Origin of the sequence: Mycolicibacterium lacusdiani (genome assembly GCF_021916785.1) — a bacterium.
GTDB classification, from domain to species: Bacteria; Actinomycetota; Actinomycetes; order Mycobacteriales; family Mycobacteriaceae; genus Mycobacterium; species Mycobacterium lacusdiani.
In genome coordinates, this window is the sequence record NZ_JAKCFC010000007.1 from 54,820 (window position 1) to 80,177 (window position 25,358).

The following is a 25,358-nucleotide window of genomic DNA, read 5'->3' on the forward strand; positions in this document are numbered from 1 at the left end:
TGCGGTTAGCCATATCCCGCGGACGATCTCGGTAGCATCGGGATCCCACGTCGACGACACCTCGGGTCGCAATACTGCGCCCGGGCAACCGAAGGAGTCCGGTTGGTGACCGTGGAGGACCCGGTGCACCGGGGTGACGTACCGCCGCCCGTCGACTTGGCAGGACACCTGCGCGAGTTCGCACGCGCACTGGTGCCCGCGCTGGTCGTCGCACTGATCGTCGGCGGGCTCGTCTTCGCCTTGCGAACGATGTTCGCCGAGAAGGAGTATGCCGCCAATCTGGTCACCGAGATCACGCCATCGGGCGAACTGGTGCCCGGTGACGCGTTCGTCGAGCAGATGCGCGCTCCGTTCATGGGTCTCGCCCAGGACACCACGGTGCTCGACCAGGTGCTCTCCGAGGTGGACACGGACTGGGACGCCCAGACGCTGAGCGAGCACGTCGAGTTGTCCAAGGGACCGGCGCCGCAGATCCTCGTCTTCACGGCGACGGCCGGTTCACCCGAACTCGCCGAGCAGATCGCCCGGTCCATGGTCGTGACGGTCAGCCAGGCCGCGTTCGCCAACCACAGTCGCGAGATCAGCGCGCAGCTCGACCAGATACAGGCGTCCATCGGTGCCGAGGAGGCGCGCAACGCGACGCTGCTGCCCGAGGACCCGGCCAGGCCCGAGTCGGACCGCCAACTCGCCGAACTCCGAGGACAATTGGCGACGTTGCAGAACTCTGGTGGCGACACGCTGACGCTGCTGGCGAGCCCCGCCCAGGACACGTCGCCGGTATCGCCACAACCCGTGTCCGAAGGGCTCGTCGCGGGTGTGGTGACCCTGATCGTCGTCGCCGAACTCATCGTGGCGTGGCGCAGCCGGATCGGGAAGAAGCCCAACCGAACCTGGGCGAGGCGGGTCGCGCGGCGCTACGGCGCACACTTCGACCCGTCCTCGGTGCCTGCCGGAGAACTCGACCCGCTGACGTCGGCCAAGCTGGTGCAGGCCATCCGCGACGGCAGACCCGCACTGCTCCTCGTCGGCGAACACGCCGCCGCGCCACCGTCACTCACCACGGCTCGAGATGCCGACCGCGGTCGGTTCCGCACGCTGTTCGACGCGCCGCTGGCCAGCCCGTGGTGGCAGCGGGTGAATGCCGGGGCCGCGGGCACCGCCGTCGTAGTGGTGTCCGTCACCGGAACCGACCGCGCGGCAGCCGAACGCGCACTGCGCCAGTTGGCGGACCTGCGCGTGCCGCGAAACCTGGTGCTGCAACGCGCGCCGGCACGACCGGCGCCACGCGAAGCCCTCGCCCGAGGCGTCCCCGACCGAGACCACCGAACTGAATCAGGCCCAACACCATGACCGCTGAGCGCATCGCCATCGTCCACGAACGCTTCACGGAAGTGGCGGGGTCCGAGCACGTCGTCGAGCAGCTGGCGCTGCAGTGGCCCGACGCCGAGGTCTACGCCAGCATCGTCCGGCCGGAAGGCGTCTCCCCCGGGCTGAGCCGGCCCCCGAATGCGACGTGGCTCAATCCGATCTACCACCGCGTGCTGCGGGAGAAGTCCTACGCGCCGGTGATGCCGTTGATGCCGAGCGTCTTTCGGCGACTCCCGATCGGTGACGTGCAAGCCGTGATCGCCAGCCATCACGCCTTCGCCACCCAGTCGGTGTTCGCAACCGACGCACCAGTCATCGGCTACGTGCACAGCCCCGCCCGCTGGGCGTGGGATGCCTCGCTGCGCGCGGGTGAGGGCGGCGGAGCGCTGGGGGCGGCCATCCTGACCGGGCTGGCGGCGATCGCCCGCCGCGGCGAGACGAAGGCGGCCCCGCGGCTGCACACCGTCGTCGCGAACTCCTCGGCGGTGGCGCAACGCATCTCGGAGTGGTGGAACCGCGAGGCGGTGGTGGTGCACCCACCCGTCGACACCCACGGGTTCACGCCCGACCCCGGCATCGAACGCGAGGACTTCTTCCTGCTCGCCGGCCGTCTGGTGGCCTACAAGCGGCCCGATCTGGCTATCGAGGCAGCGCGGCTGGCCGACGTTCCGCTCGTGGTCGCCGGCGACGGCCGCGCCATGAAGGCGTGCCGCGAGATCGCTGGGCCCAAGACGACGTTCCTGGGCCGTGTCCCGCACGAGCAGCTGCTGGACCTGCACCGCCGCACCCGTGCCCTGCTGATGCCCGGCGTCGAGGACTTCGGCATCGTGCCCGTCGAGTCGATGGCCACCGGCACACCGGTGATTGCCCTCGACGAAGGCGGTGCCGTCGACACCGTCGTACCGGGCGTCACGGGACTGCACGTGGCCGAGGGTTCGGACCGGCAGGTCGCCGACGGCTTCGCTTCCGTCATGCGCGATTTCGACCCGGCGCAGTTCGACGCGACGCGAATCCGCGCCTGGGCGGAGGGCTTCTCCCGCGACACCTTCCGCCGTCGGATGCAAGAGGTCGTCGATGCCGCCGTCTGACCGCTGGTACCGCTCGACGGTGCTCGACCGGGCGCTCGCCCCGAGTCGCACCGTTGCCACCGTCGGTCCCGTGGCTGGCCTCGACGTCGACCGCGCGCGCGCAGTGCTGACGGCAGCGGAGGCACACCCGCGGGCCCGGCTCGCACTGCAGCCGTCGCCGACCGATCGAAAGTGGTTCGGTGACAACGGCGTCGGTCAGTGCGTGCGCCACTTCGACGACCTGCCGACGGCGGACCTGGGCGCACTGCTGACCACGGTCCGGCATCAACCGGGCCCGCAGCGACCACTCGATGCGCTGATCACCGGCGACCACGTCGTCGTGGACTACTCGCACGGGATCGGCGATGGGCAGTTCGGGGTTGCGCTGCTGTCTGCGTTGAGCGGCGATCTCGACGAGGCGCGGTCGGCATCGCTCGCGCAGGGCCTTCCACCGGGGGCCACGCGGCGTGCGGCTTTGCGGCACTTCCGCGCCCACCCCGGGGCGACGCGCGACATCGCCCGCCTGCGCGCCGAGAACAAGCCCGACGCCGGCGATCGGCCCACCCGGTCGATCGAGGGGTGGCAGGAACACAACCGAAGCGCCACTGCGTATCTGCCGCCCTCGGCGGTGGCCGACGTACGCTCCTGGGCGAAGGCGAACGCGCCCGGTGCCACCACCGCCTCGGTGACCCTCGCGCTCTGGCGGGCAGCGCTGCGTGCCGCCGGGGCGCGGATCGACGACCGGTTCATGGTGCTGATGAACTGCAGGCGCTACCTCGCGCCCGAGTTCCAGCAATCCCAAGGCAACTTCGCGGTGGCCATGCCGATCCGCCTGCCGTTGTCCGCCTCCCCCGCGGAGATCGCCGCGCTGGTGCGCCGCGTCTACGACTCCGGGTGGCCGATCGTGGTGCTGCTGATGGCCGCGGCCAAGTCGCTGATCGGCAGGGGCGAGACGGGTCTGTTGCCGTCGACGTACGACGCGTCCGGCCGAATCCGCTTGTCCGTCAGCGATCTCGGCCGCCTGCCATCCTTCGATCACGTGACGTGGGCGGCCGGCGACCGGCCTCCCCAACTGGCCGCGTACCTGGAGCCCGACGGACCGGATGCGGTCACCCTCCTCATCAGTGAACTCGCAGGCGGGCGCACCTTCACCGCGACGTTCTGCAGCGCAGTCGTCGAGCCCGATCTCATCGACGCTGCGCTGACCCGGATGTGCAGTGATCCGCTGGGCACACTGCTGGCCGCCAAGCACTGACGTGACCGGCCACGCGGGCAGGCACCACGGCCGGTCGGTGGCCGCGCTGCTGATCGCACTGGCGCTGGCCGTGTCGGGCTGCACCTCCGACCCGTCACCCGAGACGACGCCGTCCGCCGCGCCGATCGGGGCACGCGGAACCCTGCTCGGCGAACCGAGCCCGCTGCCCGTCTTCCCTGCGCTCGACCGGTTGTCGCAGCGCGCGATGAAGGTCCGCTACCAGTCCACCTCCGGGATCGACGGGTCTGCCACCACGGTGTCCGGCGTGGTGTTCGTGCCCAATGGCGATGCACCCGAGGGCGGCTGGCCGGTGGCCTCCATAGGTCATCCGACGGCCGGGCTCGGCAGCAGCTGCGCACCGTCGGCCTACCCCGGGTTGATGGGCAACGCAGGTACCGTCGCGGCGTTCCTGACGTACGGCTTCCTGGTCACCATGTCGGACTACCAGGGCCTGGGCACGCCCGGTCCGCATCCCTACCTCGAACCGAAGTCGGCCGCCTACAACGTGATCGATGCGGTGCGGGCCGCACGGGAGGCCGTACCCGAGGCCTCGACCTCATGGGTGGGATACGGCGTCTCGCAAGGCGGACAGGCGGTCTGGGCGGCCAACGAGCTGGCCGCCGAATACGGCTCGGGCCTGAACCTGGTCGGCTCGATCAGCGTCGCGGCTCCCACCGACCTGCGGCCGCTGGTCGATGCGATGGTCGACGGCACGCTCACCGTCGAGCAGCGCGTCCTGATGCCGAGCATCCTGCGCGGGCTTCGGGCTGCTCACCCCGAGCTGCGCATCGAGGACTACCTGCACGGCACGATGCTCGAACGGATGAACGCGTTCGCCGGATGCGAGAACGAGAACTCCGAGGTGAAGGGTTCGATCGCTCAGGCTGCGCCGACGAGTGACTTCACCCCGTCCAGTCCGGAGGCGGCAGACGTGCTGCGACGGATCCTCGGTGACGACGCGCTGCCCCGGCAGCGGGCGAGCGCACCGATGCTCGTGGCCTACGGCGACGAGGATCGGGTGGTGCTGCCCGCGTGGACCGCGGCGGCCGTGGCGCGTGCCTGCGGGATGGGCGACGTGGTCGACACCGTGGTGGCGCCGGGCCAGGGCCACGGTCAGTTGGATCTCGGCGCCGTGCCTGCTGAGTGGACCAGTGCGAGGTTCGCCGGCCTGCCTCCGACGAGCACGTGTCCGCCACCCTGACGTGACACTTTTCACCGGCCATGTAAGGCAATCCTTGGTCGACACTCTAATGTGACGGTGAACAGTGCCCGCGATCCTCGAGGATGGTCTGCAGTGAGTGGTGAACAAGCCGGACTCCGTCTACTGGTCGTCGGAGCCTCGTCGGGCATCGGGCATGCCGTCGCGACCAGCGCGGCGTCACTGGGCGCCAAGGTGGCGGTCGCCGCACGGCGGATGGACCTACTGAACGAACTGGCGACGGCGATCGGCGGGTTCGCGTTCGAACTGGACGTGGCCGACACCGCCTCGATCGGTCCGGTCGTCGATGCGGCGGCCGTGGCGCTCGGCGGGCTCGACGCCGTGGTGTTCACCAGCACCGTCATCCCGTTCGCCCACATCGAGGACACCGACGTCGTGACGTGGATGCACGCGTTCACCGTGAACACAGTCGGTGCCAACAACGTGCTGCGCGCGGCGTTGCCGCACCTGTCGGAGGACGGCGTCGTGCTGGTCGCCTCCAACAACGACGTCGGCCGTCCCAGGGCGGGCGTCGCGGCCTACGGTGCGAGCAAGGCCGCGCTCGACGAGATCCTGCTCGCCTGGCGCAACGAGCATCCCGAGCTGTCCATCGTGCGCGTCGGGATCGGTCCGACGCAGGACACCGAGATCCTCCGCGGCGCCGACCGGGAGCTGCTGTCCCAGTTGATGAAGTCGTGGGTCGAGCACGGCCAGCTGCCCGAGCAGATGTCGCAGTTGCAGGACGTGGCGAACACCCTGGTGTCGCTGGTGATGGCGGCCGTCGCGAACCCCAGCGTCGTGCCGGAGGTCGTGCAGTTGGCACCGCGCATCCGTCGGGGCGTCAAGCGCCCGTAGCTCCGGGAAGATTGGCGTCGTGACGACCTACCGCACCGTCGACGTCGACGGCATCGACGTGTTCTATCGCGAGGCCGGGCCCGCGGACGCTCCCGCACTACTCCTCCTGCACGGCTTCCCGTCGTCGTCGCGGATGTGGCAGCCGCTGATGGACCGGCTCGCCGATCGCTTCCGGCTGATCGCCCCCGACTATCCGGGCTTCGGGCACAGCGCCTGGCCGACGGACTTCGAGTACACCTTCGACCACGTCGCCGACGTCGTCGAGCAGTTCACCGAGGTGGTCGGCCTCGGGCGGTACGCGCTGGTGGTGCAGGACTATGGCGGGCCCGTCGGCATGCGTCTGGCCGTCCGCCGGCCAGAACGGGTCAGCGCACTCGTCGTGCAGAACGCGGTCAGTCACGAGGACGGCCTCGGCCCCCTCTGGGAGACGCGCCGGGCGTTCTGGGCAGACAGGGCCGCTCACGAAGATGCGCTACGGGCCAACTTCTTCTCCCCCGCCGCAACGCGTCAGCGTCACGTCGGCAACAGTCCTCGTCCCGAAGGCTATGACCCCGACCTGTGGACCGACGAACTCGCGTTCTTGAATCAGCCTGGGCAACAAGACATTCAGACCGATCTCTTCTTCGACTACCGCACCAACGTCGCGTCGTACCCGGCATGGCAGCAGTGGTTGCGCGACACCCAGCCGCCACTGCTGGTGGTGTGGGGTCGCTACGACCCGTCGTTCCGCGTGGAGGAGGTCGCGGCCTATCAGCGCGACGTGCCGGCCGCCGAGGCACACGTCATCGACGCGGGTCACTTTCCGCTCGACGAGCAACCGGATCTCGTCGCACGGCTCACGGGCGACTTCCTCGGGCGGCTCTGAGGACCGTCGCGGGTTCGCTTGACCCCAGCACGGTTCGGGCTCGTCCATTTTGCCGGGGGTCCTAGGACACCGGTTTGGGCACCGCTCGCGACGAGGTCTCGCGGGGGCGCCGAGTGACGCGCGCGCAATTTTCGTGGCCGGCACGGCGGCGGTTTCCGAGGGCGGGCCAGATCTGACGCCTCACCTGCGGAGTCGGCCCATTGGACGTCGCGTCAAGATCGTGGCGTTCACCGGCAAGGGTCGCCTTAGTTAGGCAAGGCGTACCTATTGTTTATTAGGTAACCCTCAGCTAATCTTCACGAGCCACACAGGTAACCCACCCGCACCACAGGAGACACCGTGCAATTAGCCCTACCTGCCGACTCGCCGGCTCGCGACTACTCGCCGAGCCGCACGACGCCGACTAGCCGCACCAAGATGATGGTGGCCAGCGTCGCGATGGCGAGTGCAGGCGCTCTCGTCGTCACACCCGTGACGCCGGCGCTGCCCGAACTCATCGAGCAGCGTGCCGTCGAGCTGGCCGCGTTCACCAACCCGCTGGTCACGCTGCAGCAGACGATCGCCAACACGTTCAACAACCTCGGTGCGCTCACCACCGCGTCGGCGGGTGTGACCGGCAACGCGGCAGCAGCCCTGACCAACCCGGCCGTCTACGCGCAGATCGCGAACTTCATCGCGGCCAACGCCACGAACCCCGGGCCACTACTGGCTCAGCTCGCCAACTTCAACACGAACTTCGGTTCGATCATCGGCAACGCCACCGCAGGCTCGAACGCTGCGCTGCAGGATTCGCTGGAGCTGCTGCCCGCCACGCTGACCAACGCGTTCAACTTCCTGCGCACCGGTCAGTTCGTCGAGGCGTTCAGCGAGCTGAACATCTACTTCCTGGTGCGACTGATCGAGCGGCCCGGCAACCCGCTGGTGCCGATCTTCAGCATCCCCGGTGACATCGCGGCAGCACTGCCCGGTGGGCAGATCGTGGCCAACGTACTGGACTCGCTGCTTACCCGCGGCGTGTTCTCGGGCCTGACCCGCGCGCTGTTCGTCGCGCCGATCACCGCGACGCTCCAGGTGGCGGAGATCCTCGACGCCGTGCGCGCCTCGGTCGTCGTCGGCGACTTCGGCACGGCTCTCAGCGAGCTGATCAACATGCCGATCAAGGTGGCCAACGCCTTCGTCAACGGCTACGTGCCGAACTTCCCGACGCGCTCGCTGTTCCAGGGATTGCTCAGCCCGAATGGTCCGCTGGACTACTTCCTGAACGATCTGCCGAACGCGATCTTCACCGCGCTCAACGCATCGGTGGCACCTCCCGCGGCGCCGACGGTCACGACCGCGGCACTGACGACGACGTCGCCGACCGACATCCCGGCCGCCAGCGCGTCGCTGATCTCGGTCGAGGCTCCGGCCGCCGATGCCAGCGAGACGGCACCCGTGGTCTCCGAAACCACGGAGACCGAGACCGGCGCCACCGCACCGGTTGTCGAGACCCCTGCCGTCGAGACCTCAGCTGCCGAGCCGGTTGCCGTCGAGACCCCCGCGGTCGAGACGCCTGCCACCGAGACGCCTGTGGACGAGACCCCGGCTGTCACACCGGTTTCCGACGAGACCGAGACCGAATCGGGCAGCAACAAGCCCACCAGTACCTGGGGCGGCGACAAATCCGACATCAAGGCAACCGACAGCGGGACGGGCACCGGCACCTCGGGTAGCACGGGGGGCAGCACCGCCGGCGGCACCGCATCGGGTGGCAACGCCGCCTCGGGCAGCGACGCCACGGCCGGCGACGCCTCCGGCAGTGGTTCCGATAGCACCTCCTCGGACAGCGACAAGTCCGGCGGCAGCGACTCCGACAGCTCGGGTGGCGACGAGTAAGCACGGAAACGATGTGACGAACGGCCCCCTCGGCGACGAGGGGGCCGTTCTCCGTTTGGGCCACTGGCGCCAAGATTCGTCGGCCAAAGAAAACCGCCCCTGACTGCCGTGGCAGCGGGGCGGTTATGGCGGTGGCGGAGGGATTTGAACCCTCGGACGGGGGTTACCCGTCACACGCTTTCGAGGCGTGCTCCTTAGGCCGCTCGGACACGCCACCGTGTGGCAGCTTACCGGCAACCGGGCCGCGCCCCTAATCGCGTCCAGACTGCGGGGAGATCGCTCTTGACGCCGATTTCGCGATCTGGCAGCAGTCTCGGCGGAGAAAGCTGCGTCACCGCATCCGCGCGAAGAACGCCTCGAGCGGCGCGGCGCACTCCTGCGCCAACACCCCACCCCGGACCTCCGGACGATGGGTGAGCCGCCGGTCCCGGACCACGTCCCACAGCGACCCGACCGCACCGGTCTTCGGCTCCCACGCCCCGAACACCACCCGCGCGACGCGGGCCATCACCAGCGCCCCTGCGCACATCGTGCAGGGTTCGACGGTCACCGCCAGGGTCGTGCCCTCGAGTCGCCACCCGTCGCCCAACGCCTTGGCCGCGGCGCGCATCGCGATGATCTCGGCGTGCGCGGTCGGGTCGCCCAGTTCCTCTCGGGCGTTGGCGGCCCGGGCCAATTCGGCACCGTCGGGACCGAACACGACCGCCCCGATCGGCACGTCGGCCGGCCCTGCCGCCGAGGCGGCATCGAGCGCGAGGCGAATGGCCTGCTCGTCGGTCAGGGTCAACGATCGAGTTTGTCGAGCACCGCCGCCAGTTCGTCGGCGAAGCCCATCTCCTGGGCGATGCGGCCGAGCTGCTCGTCGGCGTACTCGTCGTCGGAGAGGATGATGCTCAACACGCTGTCGGACAACCCGAGGTCGGACAGCAGACCGAGGTCGCCTTCCTCGAACGGGTCCTCGTCCTCGAGGTCGTCGAGATCCATGTTCGCATCGAGCTTGCGAAGCACCTCTTCGGCGATGTCGTAGTCCAGGGCCGCGGTGGCGTCGGACAGGAACAGCCGGGTGCCCGCGGGCGCTGGCCGGACGATCACGAAGAACTCGTCGTCGATGTCGAGGAGCCCGAAGACCGCTCCGGCGCTGCGCATCTCGCGCAGCTCCGTCTCAGCGGCCTTGAGGCTCGTCAACGCTGCGCGTGCCATCGACGTACAACGCCACTTGCCATTCTCGCGAACGACGGCGATGCCGAAGCCGTCGGGGAGGTCTGCGGCCTGGTTCTGCGCCTGCGCACGCTGTGCTCCCATGAGCTAGACGCTAGTCCTCGACGACGCCCTTTGACCAGCGGTGAAGGCCAAGCCCTGCGCCACCTCGGCGAGGCCGTATGCCAACCTAGATTCATGGGGAGTCCACGGAGCGGACCGCAGGTCTGCGTACTCGGCTTGGGATTGATCGGCGGATCACTGATGCGGGCCGCCAAGGCCGCCGGCTTGGACGCGTTTGGCTACAACCGGTCCATGGACGGGGTCGAGGCCGCGCGCTTCGACGGCTTCGACGCCTCCAACTCCCTCGACGGCGTACTGGATCGCGCCGCTCGGAGTGACGCGCTGATCGTGCTGGCCGTGCCGATGCCTGCGCTGCCCATCATGCTCGACCACATCCGCAGCACGGCACCCGACTGCGCGCTGACCGACGTCACCAGCGTCAAAGGCGCTGTCCTACAGGCAGTGCGCAAGCACGGTCTCGCCGAGCGCTTCGTCGGTGGCCATCCGATGGCCGGCACGGCGCACTCCGGTTGGGCGGCGGGCGACGCAGAACTCTTCGTGGGCGCTCCGTGGGTGCTCAGCGTCGACGACGGCGTGGATCCGTCGGTGTGGGCGACGGTCATGCACTTGGCGTTGGCCTGCGGCTCCTTCGTGGTGCCCGCGCGATCCGACGAGCACGACGCCGCGGCCGCCGCCATCTCGCACCTGCCGCACCTGCTGGCCGAGGCGCTGGCCGCCACAGCAGGCCACGTGCCGCTCGCGTTCGCGCTGGCCGCCGGTTCCTTCCGGGACGGCACGCGGGTCGCGGCCACCGCACCCGACCTGGTGCGCGCGATGTGCGAGGCGAACTCCGAGCAGCTGCTCGGGTCGTTGGACCAGGCCATCGACCTGCTGACGAGGGCGCGCGCCAGCCTGGCCGGGTCGGGATCGGTGGCCGAACTCGTCGAAACCGGCCACGCGGCCCGGATGCGCTACGACAGCTTCAGCAGGCCGCAGATCCTGGCGACGACGATCGGCGCCCCCGACTGGCGCGACGAACTCGCCGCAGCCGGGCGGGCCGGCGGGGTGATCAGATCCGCTCTGCCAGTCCTGGGTAGTCCAGGATGAAGCCGTCGTCGTCGACGCTGATGGCGGTGTTCGCCAACGGCGACGACAGTTCGATGGCGCCGTCGACGCTCGCATAGCTGATGGTCTCGAGTTCGACGGTCAGGTCGGGCAGGCGGACGTAGACCACCGGCAGCGACACCGACTCGCCACTGCGGTGCACGCCGGTGCGGCGGATCGGCAGGGCGTTGAAGAACGGACTGAACGCCACGTCGACGTCCAGCGCGGTCTCGAACGCCGAGCGCTTCGTCTGATTCTGATGGTCCTGGACCAGCCACATGTTCTCTTCATCACGGGCGATCGACAGTTGGCGCTCGCGTTCGGCCAACGTCACCGTCACCGACAGCCGCTTGGTGGCGCCTGCGTCGTTGGTGACGAGGTCGTACGACGCGCTGAACGCGGGATGCGTGTCCGACGCGGCGGCGACGATGCGGCCATACGCCTTGATGCGGTTGCCCGACACTTGAACCCGGACCGACTCCATCCGGGTGCAGTCGTGGGCACGCCACGTCAGCACGGACGGCCAGGGGCCTGGGGTCTCCTCGGAGCGGTCTGCTGCACTCACCCCTCTACCGTAGGCGACGGACCCTCGCGTTCGTAGCGAGCTGGTGAACTGGCTCCAGATCGAGACGAACTCGCGTTCGACAGTGCGATCTCGTCGCTCAGGAACGGCTGCGGCAGGTCGCCCGAACGACGGAAGCGGTCCGCGCCCGGTTCGGCCGCCCACACCGCGAATGCCAGCAGCGCGTCCAGGATGAGGGCGAGCGCCGTGACCATCAGCGCACCGACGAGCGCCAGGTAGAACTCCCTGACCTTGATGCCGTCGATGAGGTACCTGCCGAGTCCGCCGAGGCTGGCGTACGCGGCGACGGTCGCCGTGGCGACGATCTGCAGCGTCGCCGTCCGGAGCCCGCTGAGGATGAGCGGCAGGGCGTTGCGCACCTCGACGCGCAGCAGCACCTGCATCTCGGTCATGCCCATCGACCGGGCGGCGTCCACCACCGCGCGGTCGACGTTGGCGATACCGGAGTACGTGCCAGCCAGCAGTGGCGGGATGCCGAGCAGCATCAGCGCCACGGTCGGAGGGATCAGCCCGAGACCCCACAGCAGCACGCCGAGCAGCAGGACGCCGAGCGTCGGTAGCGCGCGCAAGGCGTTCACACCGGTGACCACGAAGAAGGTGCCGCGCCCGGTGTGACCGATCGCCATGCCGATCGGGATCGCGATGAGCGCCGAGAAGAGCACCGCGATCGCGGTGTACTCGAGGTGCTCGACGATGCGTGCGCCGATTCCCGCAGGGCCCGCCCAGTTCGCGGCGGTGAAGATGTACGACAGCGCCTGGGAGAGGAAGTTCACCGGGCACCCGCCTTCGCCTTGCGGTCGGTCCGCACCCACGGTGTGGCGAGCTTGCCTGCCAACATGATGAGCGTGTCGATCACGATCGCGAGGACGAAGATGGCGATGATGCCCGCGATGATCTGATCGCTCTTGTCGGCCTGGTAGCCCTCGGTGAACCAGGTGCCGAGGCCGCCGATGCCGATCACCGAGCCCACCGACACCATGGAGATGTTGGTGACGGCGACGACGCGCAAACTGGCGACGAGCACCGGGACGGCGAGCGGCAACTCCACCTTGATGATTCGCTTCAGTGGCGTGTAACCGACGGCGGTGGCCGCGTCGAGCACGGCGGGCGGAAGCGCGTCGAGCGCCTCTGGCACCGCCCGCACGAGCAGCGCGACCGTGTACAGCGTGAGCGCCACGATGACGTTGGCCTGGTCGAGGATTCGAGTCGGGATGACGAGCGGCAGGACGACGAACAGGGCGAGCGACGGGATGGTGAAGATGATGCTCGCCGTGATCGTCGTGATCCGCCGCAGCGCCCTCGTCCGTTGCACGAACGCACCCAGCGGCACCGCGATCACCAACCCGAGCAGCAGTGGGAGCAGCGACAACCACAGGTGGATGAGCGTCAGCTCCCACGCGTCGTCGAGATGGGTGAGCAGATAGTTCACGCGGTCTGCTCACCCCAGTGGTCGCGCGGGCGGTTCTTGAGTGCAGCGAGTACGTCGTCGGCCCGGACCCCGCCGATCACCTGTTTGTTGGCGTCGACGGCCACTCCAAGGCCCGACGGCGACGACAGCGCGGCGTCGAGCGCCAGCCGCAGCGAACCACCCGGCACGAAGAGGGAGCCACCGGCAATCGTGCTGTCGTACAGCGACTTTCCGTGCCGGTGCAGACCCACGCCGCTGGCGTCGATCCACGCGTACGGCGACCCGTCGGGCCGGATGACCAGAGCCCACTCACCCGGCTTCAGGTCGAGCGCGTCGACACCCGGCTCACCGACGGTGCGCACGTCGTGCAGCGGGAGGTCCCTGGCATCGGTGAACTGCAGGCCGCGGTAGCCGCGATCGGCGCCGATGAAGCCGGCCACGTCGTCGCTGGCCGGGTTCGACAGCAGCCGGGCGGGTGCGTCGTACTGCAGCAGCACGCCGCCGCGGCCGAACACCGCGACCTTGTCGCCGAGCTTGAGCGCCTCGTCGATGTCGTGGGTGACGAAGACGATGGTCTTGCGCAGTTCGCTCTGCAGTCGCAGGATCTCGGTCTGCAGTTCCTCGCGCACCACCGGGTCGACCGCACTGAAGGGCTCGTCCATCAACAGGATCGGCGGGTCGGCGGCCAGTGCGCGCGCCACGCCGACGCGCTGCTGTTGTCCGCCTGAGAGCTGCGCCGGGTACCGGTTGGCCAGCTTGGGATCGAGCCCCACCCGCTCCATGACGTCGCGGGCATTCTTGCGGGCGTTCCGCCGTGACTCGCCCATCAGCACCGGGACCGTAGCCACGTTGTCGATCACCCGAAGGTGCGGCATCAAGCCTGCGCTCTGGATGACGTACCCGATGCCGAGACGGAGCTTGACGGCGTCGACCTTGGTGACGTCGTTGCCGTCGACGGTCAGCGTGCCCGACGTCGGGTCGATCATCCGGTTGATCATGCGCATGGACGTGGTCTTGCCACATCCCGATGGACCGACGAACACCGTGAGCGTGCCCTCGGGCACGGTCAGAGTGAGGTCGTCCACGGCGACCGTGCCGTCGGGGTACGTCTTGGTGACGTTCTCGAACGAGATCACGCGCTCATCCCTACTCTTCTGGTCTTCGCGCGAGCGCTCATCCCATAGCCTTGTCGAAGCCGTTGTCCTGCACCCACTTCTGCGCCGCCTCATCCGGGTCCATGCCGCCGTTGCCCGACGTGGCGGTGTTCATCTCGATGAGCGCCTCGGTGGTCAGCTTTGCCGATACGGCGTTGAGCACCGACTTGAGCTGGTTCGACATCTTCTGCGACGCCACCAGCGGCACGACGTTGGCAGCCAGGAAGTTGTTCTTGGGATCCTCGAGGACCACCAGGTTGTTCTGCGGGATGGCCGGCGACGTGCTGAAGATGTCGGCGGCCGTCACCGTTCCATCGACGAGCGCGCGAACCGTTGCGGGGCCGCCGCCGTCGCTGATCGAGACGAAGTTGGCCGGGGGGATGTCGAGGCCGTACTTGGCCTTCAGCCCGGGCAGTCCCTCGGCGCGGCTGATGAACTCCGACGGCCCGCCGAACTTCACCTCCGCGGAGTACCTGGCGAGATCGCCGATCGTCTTCAGGTTCCAGCGCTGTGCGGTCTCCGACGTCACCGCGACTGTGTCCTGATCGTTGGCGGGCGACGGCGTCAGGATGGAGAGGTCACCGGGGATCTTGTCGTAGAGCGCCAGCAGCACGGCCTGGGGGTCGGTGACCTCGTTCTCCTTGTCGAAGTACTGCAGCAGGTTGCCGGTGTACTCCGGGATCAGATCGATCGAGTGGTCTTGCACTGCCGGGATGTAGGTCTCGCGACTGCCGATGCCGAACTGGCGGCTTATCTCGAAACCGTTGGCCTCCAGCGCCTGGGCGTAGATCTCGGCGATGATGTTCGACTCCGGGAAGTCCGCGGAGCCCACCTTGATCGACTTCAGGTCACCGGATATCTCGCCTCCGCCCAGCGGATTCGAGCTTCCACAGGCAGACAGCAACAGCATGACGAGTGCGGCGAGGGCGATCGGCCCCCGGTAGCGCACTGCTCCTCGCGCCGATTTCATTCCCAACGTCCCTTCGACGTATCCCCCACCAAACAGCGACAGTAACGGCCCACACGGCGCGTCGCCCGCCTTTGGATCGTCATGGTCAAGCACAACGGGTCCGTCATATTTGTTTCATTCCGATGCCAGAGGGGCAAGGATGCACCTATGAGTACCGACCCGCACGTGCCGCCCGTCAACACGGGGTCTTCGGCGCCATTCGATCCCCCGGCGCACGCGTCGGCGTCGGACTCGCCGGCGCCCAACCCCCCGCCGCCCGCCAGCGAGGTCAAGTTCACCCGCGCGGGTGCGCTGTGGTCGTCGCTGATCGTCGGCTTCCTGGTGCTGATCGTGCTGCTGATCTTCATCGCGCAGAACACCGAGTCGACCGCCTTCCAGTTCCTCGGCTGGAACTGGAGCCTGCCGCTGGGCGTGGCGATCATGTTCGCCGCCGTACTGGGCGGTCTGATCACCGTGCTCGCAGGCGCGGCGCGCATCTTCCAACTGCGACGTGCGGCCAAGAAGAACTACAAGGCCGCGATCCGCTAGCTCAGCGGATCGAGACCAGTTCGTCGATCGAGTCGTTCGGCAGGTTGCCGTCCACCACGGCCCGCACCACGGCCGAGTTCAGCGTGATCGACCCGTTGTGGTTGTCGAGGAATGCGGTGTCGGCCGCGTCGCGACCGGTGCTGATCCGCACCAGGGTCTGCCGTGGCGCCAGCAGCGTGGCGTCCACGACGCGCCAGACGCCGTCGACGTACGCCTCCGCGACGGCATGGAAGTCCATCGGGTCGCATCCTGGCGCGTACACCGCGACGAGCCTCGCGGGCACGTTCACCGCGCGCAGCAGCGCGACGACGAGGTGCGCGTAGTCACGGCACACGCCCGCACCCGCGAGCAACGTGTCGGCGGCGCCGTCGATCGGATCCGACGAGCCGGGCACGTAGTGCAGCCGCGTGCCGACCCATGACGACACCTTCGCCAGCACCGTCGCCGAGTCGACGTACCGGCCAAACTCGGTGGCGGCGAAGCCGAAGAACTTGTCGGCCTCCGCATAGCGGCTGGGCCGGAGATAGGTCGACAGGTCGATCTCGGTGACGGGCGCCGGGTCGGCCTGTCCGATGACCGTCGCGCTGTAGCTGGCGAGCAGCTTGCCCTTGCCCGCGTCGAACTTGTGGATGCGGTTGCCGTGGTCTCCGGTGATCTCTTCTGCCTCGATCTCCTTGCCGTTCAACGTGAACGAGAGCGACTCGGTGATTTGGGCTCCTGGATGCGGGGCGACGGCGATCTGGAACTCGAGCGTCGTCGGCGCGTCGATCCAGACGTCGAGGTCGACGCCGACGTCGCGCTTGAGCGTCGTCTCGGCACCGGACTCCGGCGCAGCCGCCTCTGCGGTGGCGTGCGGGGTCACTGACGGCATGGCGACCGCCTTTCCTGTTCGTGGGAGTCTCGCCACGGGCGCGAGCAGCCCCGTGCCTACCCCATCACGACGAGCGCGAAACCGCACGTCGTGCGGGTGTGAGCGGACTTACCCCGCCGGTCCGTTGCCTCAGCGCAGCTCGGCGAGTCCCATCGCGATGCACGGGCCGACGGCCTCTCCGACCTCGACGCCGTACTCGGTACCGCCGCCCATGCGGTCACGGAACTGGATCCCCGCGGCGATGATGCCCAACTTGAAGTACGCCAACGCCATGTAGAAGTCCCAGTGCGCCAGGGGCTGGCCGGCAGCCACCGAATACTTCTGCGCCAGTTCGTCAGCCGAGGGAATCAACTCCGACGCCCATGCCGCGTCGGCGTGCACGTTGTGGAACGTGGGGTGCCGGTAGACGCACATCAGTGCGGCATCGCTCAGAGGGTCGCCGAGGGTCGACATCTCCCAGTCGAGCACGGCGCGGACCTTGGTGGCGTCGTCGGCATCGAGCATGGTGTTGTCGATCCGGTAGTCGCCGTGGACGATCGAACTCCCGCTCTGCGGCGGGATGCGTTCGCCGAGCTTGGCGTGCAGCAGGCGGACGTCGGCGTCGCGCGGGTCGTCGTCGGTCTTGATGAGGTCCCACTGCGAACCCCAGCGGCGCACCTGCCGCTCGAGATAGCCGGTCGCCTTGCCGAAGTCGCCGAGACCCACCGAGTCCGGATCGACGGCGTGCAGGTTGGCGAGTACCTCGATGAGCGCGTCGACGCAGGCGTCGATCTTGGCCTGATCGCCCAGCGCCCGTAGTTCGTCGGTGTGCCGCACGACCCGGCCGGGGACGTACTCGACCATCTGGAAGGTGGTGCCGATGGCCGAGTCGTCGTCGGCCATCGCCACCGCGCGTGCGACGGGCACGTTGGTTCCCGCCAGCGCGGCGACGACCTTGAACTCGCGGGCCATGTCGTGGGCCGACGGGGTCAGACCGTGCAGGGGTGGCCGGCGCAGGACCCACTTCGACGCGTCGTCGGACACCAGGAACGTGAGATTGGACCGTCCACCGGCGATGAGCTCGGCGCGCAGGTCACCCGTGCGCGGAACGTCGATGGACCGCAGGTGCCGGTCGAGGGCGGTGAGGTCGAGGCCGTCCGGGCTCGCGGTTGCGTCGGGGGGAACGTCCGTTGTCACGGCACTTGTCTACCACCGCTTGTTTCGCGGCAGCAGATCCCATACGTGTTCGGTGCCGTTGATGGAGGCCACGCCGAGCTTGCCCTCGCGCGATGCGAGCAGCCGGGTGATTCCCGCATAGTCCACCTGCACGCACAGCAGCCGCTCGGTCTGCAACATATCGTGCACCAGCGCGTTGATCACGCCGCCGTGGCTGAACAGCGCCACCGTGTCGTCGTGCTCGGCGGCAGCGACGATGTCCTTGACGCCGTCGAGCACTCGGGCGATGAAGGCGTCTTCGTCTACCCCGCCGGGCAGGTGGCCGTCGATCAGGCGCTGCACGTCCTCCTGCGACGCCTCCTCGATCGGCGTGTAGTGGGTGAGGTCGCGGTCGTACTCGGCCAACCGGTCGTCGACGTCGATGGCGAGGCCCAGTGCGTCGGCGACGGGCTGGGCCGTCTGCATGGCGCGGCGCTGCGGACTGCTCACCAGCCGAGTGATTGGAAACCGCTTGAACGCCTCCGGTAGTCGGCCGGCCTGCTCGACGCCCTCGGGCGAAAGGTCGGGGTCCGATCCTTGACCGGGTTCGCTGCGCAGCGGCAGCGCGTGCCGGATGACGAGGAGTTGCATGAGCGCCTTTCTCGATCTTGCCCGTGCCACCCTATGGCCCGTGCAAGCATCACCGGAGAACGGGACCGGGGCAGGAGGATGACATGGGTTACGCCGACGACCTGTTCGACCTGACCGACAGGGTGGTGCTCGTCACCGGCGGTAGTCGCGGGCTGGGACGCGAGATGGCCTTCGCCGCAGCCGAGTGCGGCGCGGACGTCGTCATCGCAAGCCGTGACCTGGAGTCCTGCGTGATGACGGCAGAGGAGATCTCGTCGTCGACGGGCCGGGCGGCGTTCGCCCATAAGGTGCACGTGGGTCGGTGGGATCAGCTCGACGGGCTCGTCGACGCGAGCTACGACCGGTTCGGCAGGGTCGACGTCCTGATCAACAATGCCGGCATGTCACCGCTCTACGATTCGCTGACATCGGTGACGGAGAAGCTGTTCGACGCGGTGGTGAACCTCAACCTAAAGGGTCCGTTTCGGCTGTCCTCGCTGATCGGCGAGCGCATGGTTGCCGACGGCGGCGGGTCCATCATCAACGTCAGCTCCACCGGCTCGCTGCGGCCCGACCCGCACATGCTGCCGTATGCGGCGGCGAAGGCAGGGCTCAACGCACTCACCGAGGGGCTCGCCAAGGCCTACGGGCCGACCGTGCGGGTGAACACGCTGATGGCCGGGCCCTTCCTGACCGACATCAGCAAGGCCTGGGACCTGGGCACCCAGAGCGAACTGCCGTCCAATCCGTTCTCCGGTCTGGACCTTCAGCGCGCCGGGCGGCCGGCCGAGATCATCGGCGCCGCACTGTTCTTGGCGTCGGATGCTTCGAGTTTCACCACCGGGTCGATTCTGCGCGCCGACGGCGGCATCCCCTAGAGATCAGGGGGTGACGATGTCGAAGGCGGGGTTGGGCCGATCGAGCGTCCCGAGCAGCGCGGGAAGGACGCCGGAGTCGCCGAGGACCTCGAAGCCGGGCGAGGCGAGGTCGCCCGCGGCCAACCGAACGAGGCGGTTCTTGCTCTCCAGCCGCAGGGTGGCGTCGGCGGTCGACTCGTCCGCGGACACCTTCCGGTACACCAGTACCCCGTTGCGCAGCGTCAGCCGATAGTTCGCCGCCGAGTCGTCGAAGGTGACGTCGATGGCGAGGTCGAGATCCCAGGCGCGTGGACCGTTGACGCTGATGGCCAGTACGTCGAACATCTGCTCCGGGGTGAGCTGAGCCAGCAGTGACGGTGAGGCCGACTGGGTCGGGGTGCCGAAGTTGCCGTCGCGCAGTTCGGTGGCGCCGGAGAGGTAGAAGTTCCGCCACACGGCGTTCTCGCTGCCGTACGCGAGCTGCTCGAGGGTGTCGGCGTACAGGTCGCGGGCGGCGGCGTGGCTCTGGTCGGTGAAGATGGCGTGGTCGAGTAGCGTTGCGGCCCAACGGTAATCGCCGTCGTCGAATGCGGCGCGGGCGATCTCGACCACGCGGTCCAGCCCGCCCATGGCCTCGACGTATCGCGGCCCGATCGCTTCCGGCGGGTGCGCCCACAGTCGGGCCGGATTGCCGTCGAACCAGCCCATGTAGCGCTGGTAGACGGCCTTGACGTTGTGGCTGACCGAGCCGTAGTAGCCGTGGGTGTGCCAGGCCTTCTCCAACGCAGGCGGCATCTGGAAGGTCTCGGCGATCTCGATGCCGGTGTAGCCCTGGTTCAATTGGCGCAGCGTCTGATCGTGCAGGTACGCGTACAGATCCCGTTGGAGCGAAAGGTATTCGACGATCCGCTCTCGTCCCCAGGTCGGCCAGTGGTGCGAGGCGAAGACGACGTCGGCGCGATCGGCGAACGAGTCGATCGCCTCGGTCAGATAGCCCGCCCAGCCGTGCGGGTCGCGCACCAGCGCCCCACGCAGGGTCAGCAGATTGTGCAGATTGTGCGTGGCGTTCTCCGCCATGCACAGCGCCCGCAACGCCGGGAAGTAGAAGTGCATCTCGGCGGGTGCCTCGGTGCCCGGCGCCATCTGGAACTGAATCTCGACGCCATCGATGGTGTGCGTCTCGCCGGTCTCCCGGATGTCGAGCGTCGGCACGATGAGGGCGACCTCGCCCTTGGACGTGGTCTGGCCCAGCCCGCAACCGACCTGACCCTGCTCACCCCGCGGCAGTGCGGCGCCGTACATGTAGCCCGCGCGGCGAGCCATTGCCGTTCCGGCGTAGACGTTCTCCTGCACCGCGTGCTCGGTGAAGCCCTCGGGGGCGATGATCACGACCCTCCCCGCGTCGACGTCGGCCTGACTGGTCACCCCGAGGACGCCGCCGAAGTGGTCGACGTGACTGTGGGTGTAGATGACGGCGACGACGGGCCGCTCGCCGCGGTGTCGCCGGTAGAGCCCGAGTGCGGCCGCTGCGGTCTCGGTGGAGACCAGCGGGTCGATGACGATGACGCCGGTGTCGCCCTCGACGAACGTGATGTTCGAGAGGTCGAGTCCCCGAACCTGATAGATGCCGTCGACCACCTCGTAGAGCCCCTGCTTCGCGCAGAGCGCGGACTGCCGCCACAGGCTGGGGTGCACGGTCGTGGGGGCGTCGCCCTGCAAGAACGCGTAGGCGTCGTTGTCCCACACCGTGCGTCCGTCGGCTGCCGTCACGACACCGGGTTCCAGTGCTCCGATGAACCCGCGGTCGGCGTCGGCGAGGTCGCGGGTGTCGTCGAACGGCAGATTGGCGCGATGCTCGGCGTGGGCGGCGGCGATGGCGGCAGATGCCAGGTGAGACTCCATGACGTCGAGGCTGCCACCGCGATCTCCGCCACGGAGCGAATTGGTGGTCATGTTGTCGGTGGGTGGTCGTAGGATCGAACACGTGTTCGACCTGCTGGACTTCGACCCCGCCACGGTGGACGAGGCCGGCCTGATCGACCGCATCACCGAGTTGGAACGGTTGAAGTCCACCGCCGCAGCCGCCCAGGCCCGGATGACCGCCGCCCTGGACCTGATGCGCCGCACCGCCGAAGCCGACGCCGGCATCCCGATGCGCAAGCGCGGACAAGGCCTGGCCTCCGAGATCGGGCTGGCCCGCCGGGAGTCACCGAAGCAGGGTGGTCGCCACCTCGGGTTCGCCCGCGCCCTGGTCCACGAAATGCCCCACACCCTGGCCGCCCTGGAAACCGGCACGCTGTCGGAGTGGCGGGCGACGCTGCTGGTCAAGGAATCGGCCTGCCTCGAGGTCGAGGACCGCCGCACCCTGGACGCCGAGATGTGCGCCGACCCCACCAGCCTGGTGGGCAAGGGTGACAAGCGGATCGAAGCCGACGCGAAGGCCATCGCCTACCGCCTCGACCCGCACGCGGTGGTGGAGAAGGCCCGCCGGGCGGAGACGGAACGCGGTGTGTGGGTCCGGCCCGCTCCCGATGTCATGACCTACGTGACGATCCTGCTCCCGATGGCCCAGGGGGTGTCGTTCTATGCCGCCCTCAAGCAGGCCGCTGACACCACGTGTGATGGGCGCAGCCGTGGCCAGGTCATGGCCGACACCGCCGTCGAACGCATCACCGGCCGCCCCGCCGACGTCCCCGTCCCGGTCACCGTCGATCTGGTGATCACCGATGAAACCCTGCTCGGCGGGGACACCGAACCCGCCCGGATACCGGGCTACGGACCCATCCCCGCAGCAGTCGCCCGCCACCTCATCTCCAATACGGTCGGCGACGACCGATCCCGAGCCACCCTGCGCCGGCTCTACCGCCACCCCAAGACCGGCACACTCGTGACGATGGAATCCCGCGCCCGACGATTCCCGAAGGCGTTGGCGGCGTTCATCGCGTTACGCGACGACACCTGCCGCACTCCCTACTGCAACGCCCCCATCCGCCACACCGACCACGCCCAACCCAAGGCACGCGGCGGACCCACCTCCGCACTCAACGGCAACGGCATGTGCGAAGCGTGCAACTACGCCAAGGAAGCACCCCGCTGGCGCGTCCGCACCCACCACGACGACGGCTGCCACACAACCGAATTCACCACACCCACCGGCACCACCTACAGCTCGAAAGCCCCGCCGCTCCCCGGCCGTCGGCGCTTCGACCTCAGCGAGGTCGAACGACGCGTGAGCATCGCCATCACGGGACACGCTGCGTGACTACAGGTAGGACGTCACCCGGCTGACCTCGTCGTCGCCCTGCCCGGCGGCCACGGCTGCGTCGGCGGACCGACGAAGCGCCTCCAGCGCAGCGGTGTCCGCGCCGGCGTCCCGGGACGCGTCGATCAAGTGGCGCAGCGACGACCCCAGCGACGACACCGACGCGTCGCTGTCGCCGTGGCGGTCGGCGCCCACGCGTTCGGCGACCTCGTCGAGAATCGGGGGCAGGATCCCCACGATCCCGTGAGCGTGTGGGAGCAACTCGGCCGGGCCGATCCCGTTGGCTCCCGCGACCTTCAGTGCGTGCATGAAACCGCCGACCGACGTCCAGAACAGGTCGAGCAGCGCCATGTCGAAGCCGGCGGCCCGTCCCACCTCGTCACCGACCCACGTCGGCGTCGCCAGCGTGTCGAACGTGGCGTGGTGCGCGTCGTAGAGATCACGCGGTCCTGCGAACAGGATGCTGGCGTCCGGCGTCCCGATGGTCACCGTCGGCGTCATGATGGCACCGTCGAGATACCGGCCACCGAGCTTCTCGACCACTGCGGCCGTCCCCGCACGCGTTCGGGTGCATCCGAGGACACTCCGACGATGGTGCGCCCGGCGACCGCTCGCCCTGCGGAGTCGACGATGGCGTCCAGCGCTGCGTGGTCCACCACGTTGATTAGCGTCAGATCGCTCGCGGCGACGGCCGCGGCTGGGCTCGACGCCCACTCCGCACCACGCGCCAGCAGGCCGCGGGCCTTCGACTCGGTGCGGTTCCACACGGACAGGGACACATTCGCGTCGAGCAGGGCACCCGCGAGCGCCTGCCCCATCGGTCCTAGCCCGATGGCGGTCAGATGGGTCACGCTGCCACCTCGGGGTGCTTGATGCTCTCGATCACGCGGGCGAACCCGTCGCTCCCGTGCCCGGCGTCGATCTGCCGGTGGATCAGCCGCTGCACCACGTCGACCACTTCCGTGCTGATGCCTTGCTGTCGGCTCGCGTCGAGGATGTCGGTCAGGTCGGAGAAGTTCAGGCTCTGCTGACCGGGCAGTGAGTAGTCGCCGCCGTCGATGACCTCGGCATACTCGGTGAGCGCAGGGAGCACGGCCTGCAGCCACGCGACCGCGCGGATTGCGAACTCCTTCGCGGGAACTCCGGCGGCACCCACCATCGCAGCGCCGTGAAAGAAGCCGGCGAACATGACGTACATGCCCGACAGCAGCGCCAGGTCGTACATCGACGCCATGCCGGCGTCGTCACCGAAGTACTCTGCGGCACCCCACGTCTCGAGTAGTTCGCGCGAGCCGTCGAAGCCGTGTTGGGAACCGCTGTACAGCACGCTGGAGTGCGGCGTCCCGATCATCGGTGGGGTCGCCATGATGCCGCCATCGAGATACTCCGCTCCCGCGGCGGCGGCCCACGCCGCCAGCTCACGCGCACCGTCGGGCGAGGTGGTCGTCAGATTGACCAGCCGACGGCCGGCGAGCCCGTCGACCACCGGGTCGAGCACCTCGCGCACCGACGCGATGTCGAATAGGCACACCACCACCGTCGGCGCCGCCGCGATCGCGTCGGCAGCGCCGTCGACGACCGAAACACCGCTCAGCGCATCGGCTTTGGAACGGTCCCGGTTCCATACGGTGACCGGAAACCCGGCGGCGGTGGCGGCTCGGATCAGGGCCGCGCCCATCTCGCCGACCCCCAGGAACGAAACGGGTGAAAGTCGTGGGTTGTTCATGACACCATCGTGAAATCGCGCATCCCCTTCGACAAGTACCCACTAATGAGTGCGGTACTTACCTAGACGAAAGCAATGGCGGTGACCAGCAGTGACTCAACTCGGTAGATACACCTGCGGCCTGGACGCGGCGATGGACGTCGTCGACGGGAAGTGGAAGCCACTCATTCTCTGGGAGCTGCAGGACGGGCCCAAGCGGTTCAACGCGCTGCATCGGAGCTTGACCGGCATCTCGCAGAAGATGCTCACCCAGAATCTCAAGGAACTGCAGCGTCACGGCGTCGTCCACCGCGAGAGCTTTCACGAGGTACCACCGCGGGTCGAGTACTCGATGACGCCCGCGGGCCGCGAACTGCTCGATGCGCTTGAGCCGCTCGGCGATTGGGCGACCAAGCACATCGGACTGATCTGCGCGGCAGACGCCAGCTAGCCGCGGCTCTCCAACCACTGCTGAGCGCGCCGCTTCGACGCCTGCGACATCCAGGCGTCCTGAATGAGTTCGGTCAGTTCGTCTAGCCCGACCCGGTGCAGTTCGCTGGCGCGCACCAGCACCGACCTGTGGCCGTTGAAGTGGTCGGTGGTGAAGAAGGGCGACGACTCGTCCTGCACCAGTGCCAACTTGTCGGCGTCGGACTCCACCCACAGCACGATGACGTCGTCGAACGGCGCGTCGGGACGCTTGGTCCGGAAGAACACGAACGACTTGCCGCCCACCTGATAGATCGAATTGCCCTTCGAACCATCGATCCGGGAGACGTGCGGCATGGACGACGCGATCCGGTGCACGTCGGCCGCGGTGGCCGGACGGTCAGACACGATGCAGCACGACGTCGTCGAGCGACCCGTCCGCCACCGTCGCCGTCATGTACGTGCAAAACGGCTGACGGCGCCGATCGGTCGGCGAACCGGGATTGAGCAGGCGCAGCCCCGTGTCAGCCGTCGCATCCCACGGAATGTGACTGTGGCCGAACACGAGTACGTCGGTGTCCGGGTAGAGCCGCGCCATGCGCGCGTCGCGCCCGGCCGACTGCCCCGTCTCGTGCACGACCGTGAACCGCACGCCCTCGAGCGTCTCGTCCGCACGCTCGGGCAACCGCCGGCGCAACTCCTCGCCGTCGTTGTTGCCCCAGCAGCCGATCAGCCGGCGGGCACGTCCTTCGAGATCGTCGAGCAGCGAGGGTTCCACCCAGTCACCCGCATGGATCACCACGTCGACGCGCGCGACTTCGTCCCACACCGCGGCAGGCATGTCCTTGGCGCGCTTGGGTACGTGAGTGTCGGCGATCAGGAGCAAACGCATCGAAAGCAGAATAACGGACGCCAAATCGCGACCGATACCGTCGGTTGGTTGCTGACGACCTATCTGGCCGTCGTTTGAACAAAGGTCA

General features: G+C 68.4%; 28 protein-coding genes and 1 tRNA gene. 12 read left to right on the top strand and 17 right to left on the bottom strand.

The genetic code is table 11. The features are described from left to right. Positions 1–105: 105 nt before the first annotated feature. The 7 genes from LOK44_RS20240 to LOK44_RS20270 all read left to right on the top strand — a co-directional run bounded on the left by LOK44_RS20240 (position 106) and on the right by LOK44_RS20270 (position 8,483). On the top strand, positions 106–1,350 hold the full coding sequence (locus LOK44_RS20240) for a YveK family protein (RefSeq protein ID WP_237571894.1): 1,245 nt from the start codon (positions 106–108) through the stop codon (positions 1,348–1,350). Beyond that, positions 1,347–2,456, top strand: coding sequence for a glycosyltransferase (locus LOK44_RS20245; protein WP_237571895.1), 1,110 nt, complete (start codon positions 1,347–1,349; stop codon positions 2,454–2,456). The genes LOK44_RS20240 and LOK44_RS20245 overlap by 4 nt, the downstream gene beginning before the upstream one ends. Further along, a complete protein-coding gene (locus tag LOK44_RS20250; RefSeq protein ID WP_237571896.1) occupies positions 2,443–3,690 on the top strand; it encodes a hypothetical protein in 1,248 nt (415 codons plus the stop codon). Before LOK44_RS20245 ends, LOK44_RS20250 begins: the two co-directional genes overlap by 14 nt. Position 3,691: 1 nt before the next feature. Next, complete coding sequence (locus LOK44_RS20255) at positions 3,692–4,891, top strand: lipase family protein (protein WP_237571897.1); 1,200 nt, start codon at positions 3,692–3,694, stop codon at positions 4,889–4,891. Positions 4,892–4,984: 93 nt separating this feature from the next. Then, entirely contained in the window at positions 4,985–5,743 is a 759-nt protein-coding gene (locus LOK44_RS20260) for an SDR family oxidoreductase (protein WP_237571898.1), read from the top strand. A gap of 19 nt (positions 5,744–5,762) precedes the next feature. After that, positions 5,763–6,608 (top strand): alpha/beta fold hydrolase, encoded by an 846-nt coding sequence (locus LOK44_RS20265; protein ID WP_237571899.1) that lies wholly within the window; start codon positions 5,763–5,765, stop codon positions 6,606–6,608. A gap of 339 nt (positions 6,609–6,947) precedes the next feature. After that, on the top strand, positions 6,948–8,483 hold the full coding sequence (locus tag LOK44_RS20270; RefSeq protein WP_237571900.1) for a hypothetical protein: 1,536 nt from the start codon (positions 6,948–6,950) through the stop codon (positions 8,481–8,483). A gap of 126 nt (positions 8,484–8,609) precedes the next feature. Here the strand turns inward: LOK44_RS20270 and LOK44_RS20275 are convergent. The 3 genes from LOK44_RS20275 to LOK44_RS20285 form a co-directional block, all read right to left on the bottom strand. Beyond that, positions 8,610–8,700, bottom strand: a tRNA-Ser gene (locus LOK44_RS20275). A 114-nt stretch (positions 8,701–8,814) separates the two neighbouring features. Beyond that, positions 8,815–9,264: a nucleoside deaminase gene (locus LOK44_RS20280; RefSeq protein WP_237572113.1), complete on the bottom strand. Its 450-nt coding sequence runs from the start codon at positions 9,262–9,264 to the stop codon at positions 8,815–8,817. Positions 9,265–9,266: 2 nt separating this feature from the next. Next, positions 9,267–9,785 (bottom strand): tRNA adenosine deaminase-associated protein, encoded by a 519-nt coding sequence (locus LOK44_RS20285; protein WP_237571901.1) that lies wholly within the window; start codon positions 9,783–9,785, stop codon positions 9,267–9,269. Positions 9,786–9,878: 93 nt separating this feature from the next. Between LOK44_RS20285 and LOK44_RS20290 the strand changes: the two genes are divergently transcribed. Beyond that, positions 9,879–10,850, top strand: coding sequence for a prephenate dehydrogenase (locus LOK44_RS20290; RefSeq protein ID WP_237571902.1), 972 nt, complete (start codon positions 9,879–9,881; stop codon positions 10,848–10,850). Here the strand turns inward: LOK44_RS20290 and LOK44_RS20295 are convergent. Genes LOK44_RS20295 through LOK44_RS20315 form a run of 5 tightly spaced genes read right to left on the bottom strand, consistent with a single transcriptional unit; the run spans position 10,813 to position 14,962 of the window. After that, positions 10,813–11,412, bottom strand: a complete 600-nt coding sequence (locus LOK44_RS20295; protein ID WP_237571903.1) for a putative glycolipid-binding domain-containing protein — start codon at positions 11,410–11,412, stop codon at positions 10,813–10,815. The two genes, LOK44_RS20290 and LOK44_RS20295, sit on opposite strands and share 38 nt — an antisense overlap. Then, complete coding sequence (locus LOK44_RS20300) at positions 11,409–12,203, bottom strand: ABC transporter permease (protein WP_237571904.1); 795 nt, start codon at positions 12,201–12,203, stop codon at positions 11,409–11,411. Before LOK44_RS20300 ends, LOK44_RS20295 begins: the two co-directional genes overlap by 4 nt. Beyond that, positions 12,200–12,859, bottom strand: coding sequence for an ABC transporter permease (locus LOK44_RS20305; protein ID WP_237571905.1), 660 nt, complete (start codon positions 12,857–12,859; stop codon positions 12,200–12,202). The genes LOK44_RS20300 and LOK44_RS20305 overlap by 4 nt, the downstream gene beginning before the upstream one ends. Then, positions 12,856–13,974, bottom strand: coding sequence for an ABC transporter ATP-binding protein (locus LOK44_RS20310; RefSeq protein ID WP_237571906.1), 1,119 nt, complete (start codon positions 13,972–13,974; stop codon positions 12,856–12,858). The genes LOK44_RS20305 and LOK44_RS20310 overlap by 4 nt, the downstream gene beginning before the upstream one ends. A gap of 37 nt (positions 13,975–14,011) precedes the next feature. Further along, entirely contained in the window at positions 14,012–14,962 is a 951-nt protein-coding gene (locus tag LOK44_RS20315) for an ABC transporter substrate-binding protein (protein ID WP_237571907.1), read from the bottom strand. 147 nt (positions 14,963–15,109) lie between these two features. On the opposite strand from LOK44_RS20315, the gene LOK44_RS20320 reads away from it, so the two are divergent. Next, on the top strand, positions 15,110–15,490 hold the full coding sequence (locus LOK44_RS20320; protein ID WP_237571908.1) for a LapA family protein: 381 nt from the start codon (positions 15,110–15,112) through the stop codon (positions 15,488–15,490). A gap of 1 nt (position 15,491) precedes the next feature. Here the strand turns inward: LOK44_RS20320 and LOK44_RS20325 are convergent, their stop codons facing one another. The 3 genes from LOK44_RS20325 to LOK44_RS20335 form a co-directional block, all read right to left on the bottom strand. Continuing rightward, positions 15,492–16,361, bottom strand: coding sequence for a transglutaminase-like domain-containing protein (locus LOK44_RS20325; RefSeq protein ID WP_237571909.1), 870 nt, complete (start codon positions 16,359–16,361; stop codon positions 15,492–15,494). Positions 16,362–16,490: 129 nt separating this feature from the next. Beyond that, positions 16,491–17,537: a phosphotransferase family protein gene (locus LOK44_RS20330; protein ID WP_237571910.1), complete on the bottom strand. Its 1,047-nt coding sequence runs from the start codon at positions 17,535–17,537 to the stop codon at positions 16,491–16,493. Positions 17,538–17,546: 9 nt separating this feature from the next. Continuing rightward, positions 17,547–18,146 carry a histidine phosphatase family protein gene (locus LOK44_RS20335; RefSeq protein WP_237571911.1) on the bottom strand — a complete coding sequence of 200 codons (600 nt, stop codon included), beginning with the start codon at positions 18,144–18,146 and terminating at the stop codon, positions 17,547–17,549. 83 nt (positions 18,147–18,229) lie between these two features. Here LOK44_RS20335 and LOK44_RS20340 point away from each other — a divergent pair, with 83 nt between their 5' ends. Further along, positions 18,230–19,003 (top strand): SDR family NAD(P)-dependent oxidoreductase, encoded by a 774-nt coding sequence (locus tag LOK44_RS20340; RefSeq protein ID WP_237571912.1) that lies wholly within the window; start codon positions 18,230–18,232, stop codon positions 19,001–19,003. Positions 19,004–19,006: 3 nt separating this feature from the next. On the opposite strand, the gene LOK44_RS20345 is transcribed toward LOK44_RS20340, so the two are convergent. Beyond that, positions 19,007–20,884, bottom strand: a complete 1,878-nt coding sequence (locus LOK44_RS20345) for an alkyl/aryl-sulfatase (RefSeq protein ID WP_237572114.1) — start codon at positions 20,882–20,884, stop codon at positions 19,007–19,009. An 82-nt stretch (positions 20,885–20,966) separates the two neighbouring features. Between LOK44_RS20345 and LOK44_RS20350 the strand changes: the two genes are divergently transcribed. Next, complete coding sequence (locus tag LOK44_RS20350; RefSeq protein WP_237571913.1) at positions 20,967–22,244, top strand: HNH endonuclease; 1,278 nt, start codon at positions 20,967–20,969, stop codon at positions 22,242–22,244. Here LOK44_RS20350 and LOK44_RS20355 read toward each other — a convergent pair whose 3' ends face one another. Genes LOK44_RS20355 through LOK44_RS20360 form a run of 3 tightly spaced genes read right to left on the bottom strand, consistent with a single transcriptional unit; the run spans position 22,245 to position 23,970 of the window. Continuing rightward, positions 22,245–22,787, bottom strand: coding sequence for an imine reductase family protein (locus LOK44_RS20355; RefSeq protein ID WP_308192776.1), 543 nt, complete (start codon positions 22,785–22,787; stop codon positions 22,245–22,247). Next, on the bottom strand, positions 22,742–23,095 hold the full coding sequence (locus LOK44_RS30180; RefSeq protein WP_308192772.1) for an NAD(P)-binding domain-containing protein: 354 nt from the start codon (positions 23,093–23,095) through the stop codon (positions 22,742–22,744). The genes LOK44_RS20355 and LOK44_RS30180 overlap by 46 nt, the downstream gene beginning before the upstream one ends. Beyond that, the gene (locus tag LOK44_RS20360) at positions 23,092–23,970 is read right to left on the bottom strand and encodes an NAD(P)-dependent oxidoreductase (protein WP_237571914.1); all 879 of its coding nucleotides are present in this window, start codon (positions 23,968–23,970) and stop codon (positions 23,092–23,094) included. Before LOK44_RS20360 ends, LOK44_RS30180 begins: the two co-directional genes overlap by 4 nt. 91 nt (positions 23,971–24,061) lie before the next feature. Between LOK44_RS20360 and LOK44_RS20365 the strand changes: the two genes are divergently transcribed. Next, positions 24,062–24,400, top strand: a complete 339-nt coding sequence (locus tag LOK44_RS20365; protein ID WP_237571915.1) for a winged helix-turn-helix transcriptional regulator — start codon at positions 24,062–24,064, stop codon at positions 24,398–24,400. Here the strand turns inward: LOK44_RS20365 and LOK44_RS20370 are convergent. Further along, the gene (locus tag LOK44_RS20370; RefSeq protein WP_237571916.1) at positions 24,397–24,786 is read right to left on the bottom strand and encodes an MmcQ/YjbR family DNA-binding protein; all 390 of its coding nucleotides are present in this window, start codon (positions 24,784–24,786) and stop codon (positions 24,397–24,399) included. The two genes, LOK44_RS20365 and LOK44_RS20370, sit on opposite strands and share 4 nt — an antisense overlap. Continuing rightward, positions 24,779–25,270 (bottom strand): metallophosphoesterase family protein, encoded by a 492-nt coding sequence (locus tag LOK44_RS20375; protein WP_237571917.1) that lies wholly within the window; start codon positions 25,268–25,270, stop codon positions 24,779–24,781. The genes LOK44_RS20370 and LOK44_RS20375 overlap by 8 nt, the downstream gene beginning before the upstream one ends. Positions 25,271–25,358: the final 88 nt, after the last annotated feature.

Excerpts from the sequence above, each read along its gene's own strand:
- LOK44_RS20375 (WP_237571917.1), bottom strand. The coding sequence starts at position 25,270 with ATGCGTTTGCTCCTGATCGCCGACACTCACGTACCCAAGCGCGCCAAG.
- LOK44_RS20320 (WP_237571908.1), top strand. The coding sequence starts at position 15,110 with ATGAGTACCGACCCGCACGTGCCGCCCGTCAACACGGGGTCTTCGGCG.
- LOK44_RS20250 (WP_237571896.1), top strand. The coding sequence starts at position 2,443 with ATGCCGCCGTCTGACCGCTGGTACCGCTCGACGGTGCTCGACCGGGCG.
- LOK44_RS20245 (WP_237571895.1), top strand. The coding sequence starts at position 1,347 with ATGACCGCTGAGCGCATCGCCATCGTCCACGAACGCTTCACGGAAGTG.
- LOK44_RS20360 (WP_237571914.1), bottom strand. The coding sequence starts at position 23,970 with ATGAACAACCCACGACTTTCACCCGTTTCGTTCCTGGGGGTCGGCGAG.
- LOK44_RS20290 (WP_237571902.1), top strand. The coding sequence starts at position 9,879 with ATGGGGAGTCCACGGAGCGGACCGCAGGTCTGCGTACTCGGCTTGGGA.
- LOK44_RS20285 (WP_237571901.1), bottom strand. The coding sequence starts at position 9,785 with ATGGGAGCACAGCGTGCGCAGGCGCAGAACCAGGCCGCAGACCTCCCC.
- LOK44_RS20345 (WP_237572114.1), bottom strand. The coding sequence starts at position 20,884 with ATGGAGTCTCACCTGGCATCTGCCGCCATCGCCGCCGCCCACGCCGAG.
- LOK44_RS20340 (WP_237571912.1), top strand. The coding sequence starts at position 18,230 with ATGGGTTACGCCGACGACCTGTTCGACCTGACCGACAGGGTGGTGCTC.
- LOK44_RS20315 (WP_237571907.1), bottom strand. The coding sequence starts at position 14,962 with ATGAAATCGGCGCGAGGAGCAGTGCGCTACCGGGGGCCGATCGCCCTC.
- LOK44_RS20335 (WP_237571911.1), bottom strand. The coding sequence starts at position 18,146 with ATGCAACTCCTCGTCATCCGGCACGCGCTGCCGCTGCGCAGCGAACCC.
- LOK44_RS20325 (WP_237571909.1), bottom strand. The coding sequence starts at position 16,361 with ATGCCGTCAGTGACCCCGCACGCCACCGCAGAGGCGGCTGCGCCGGAG.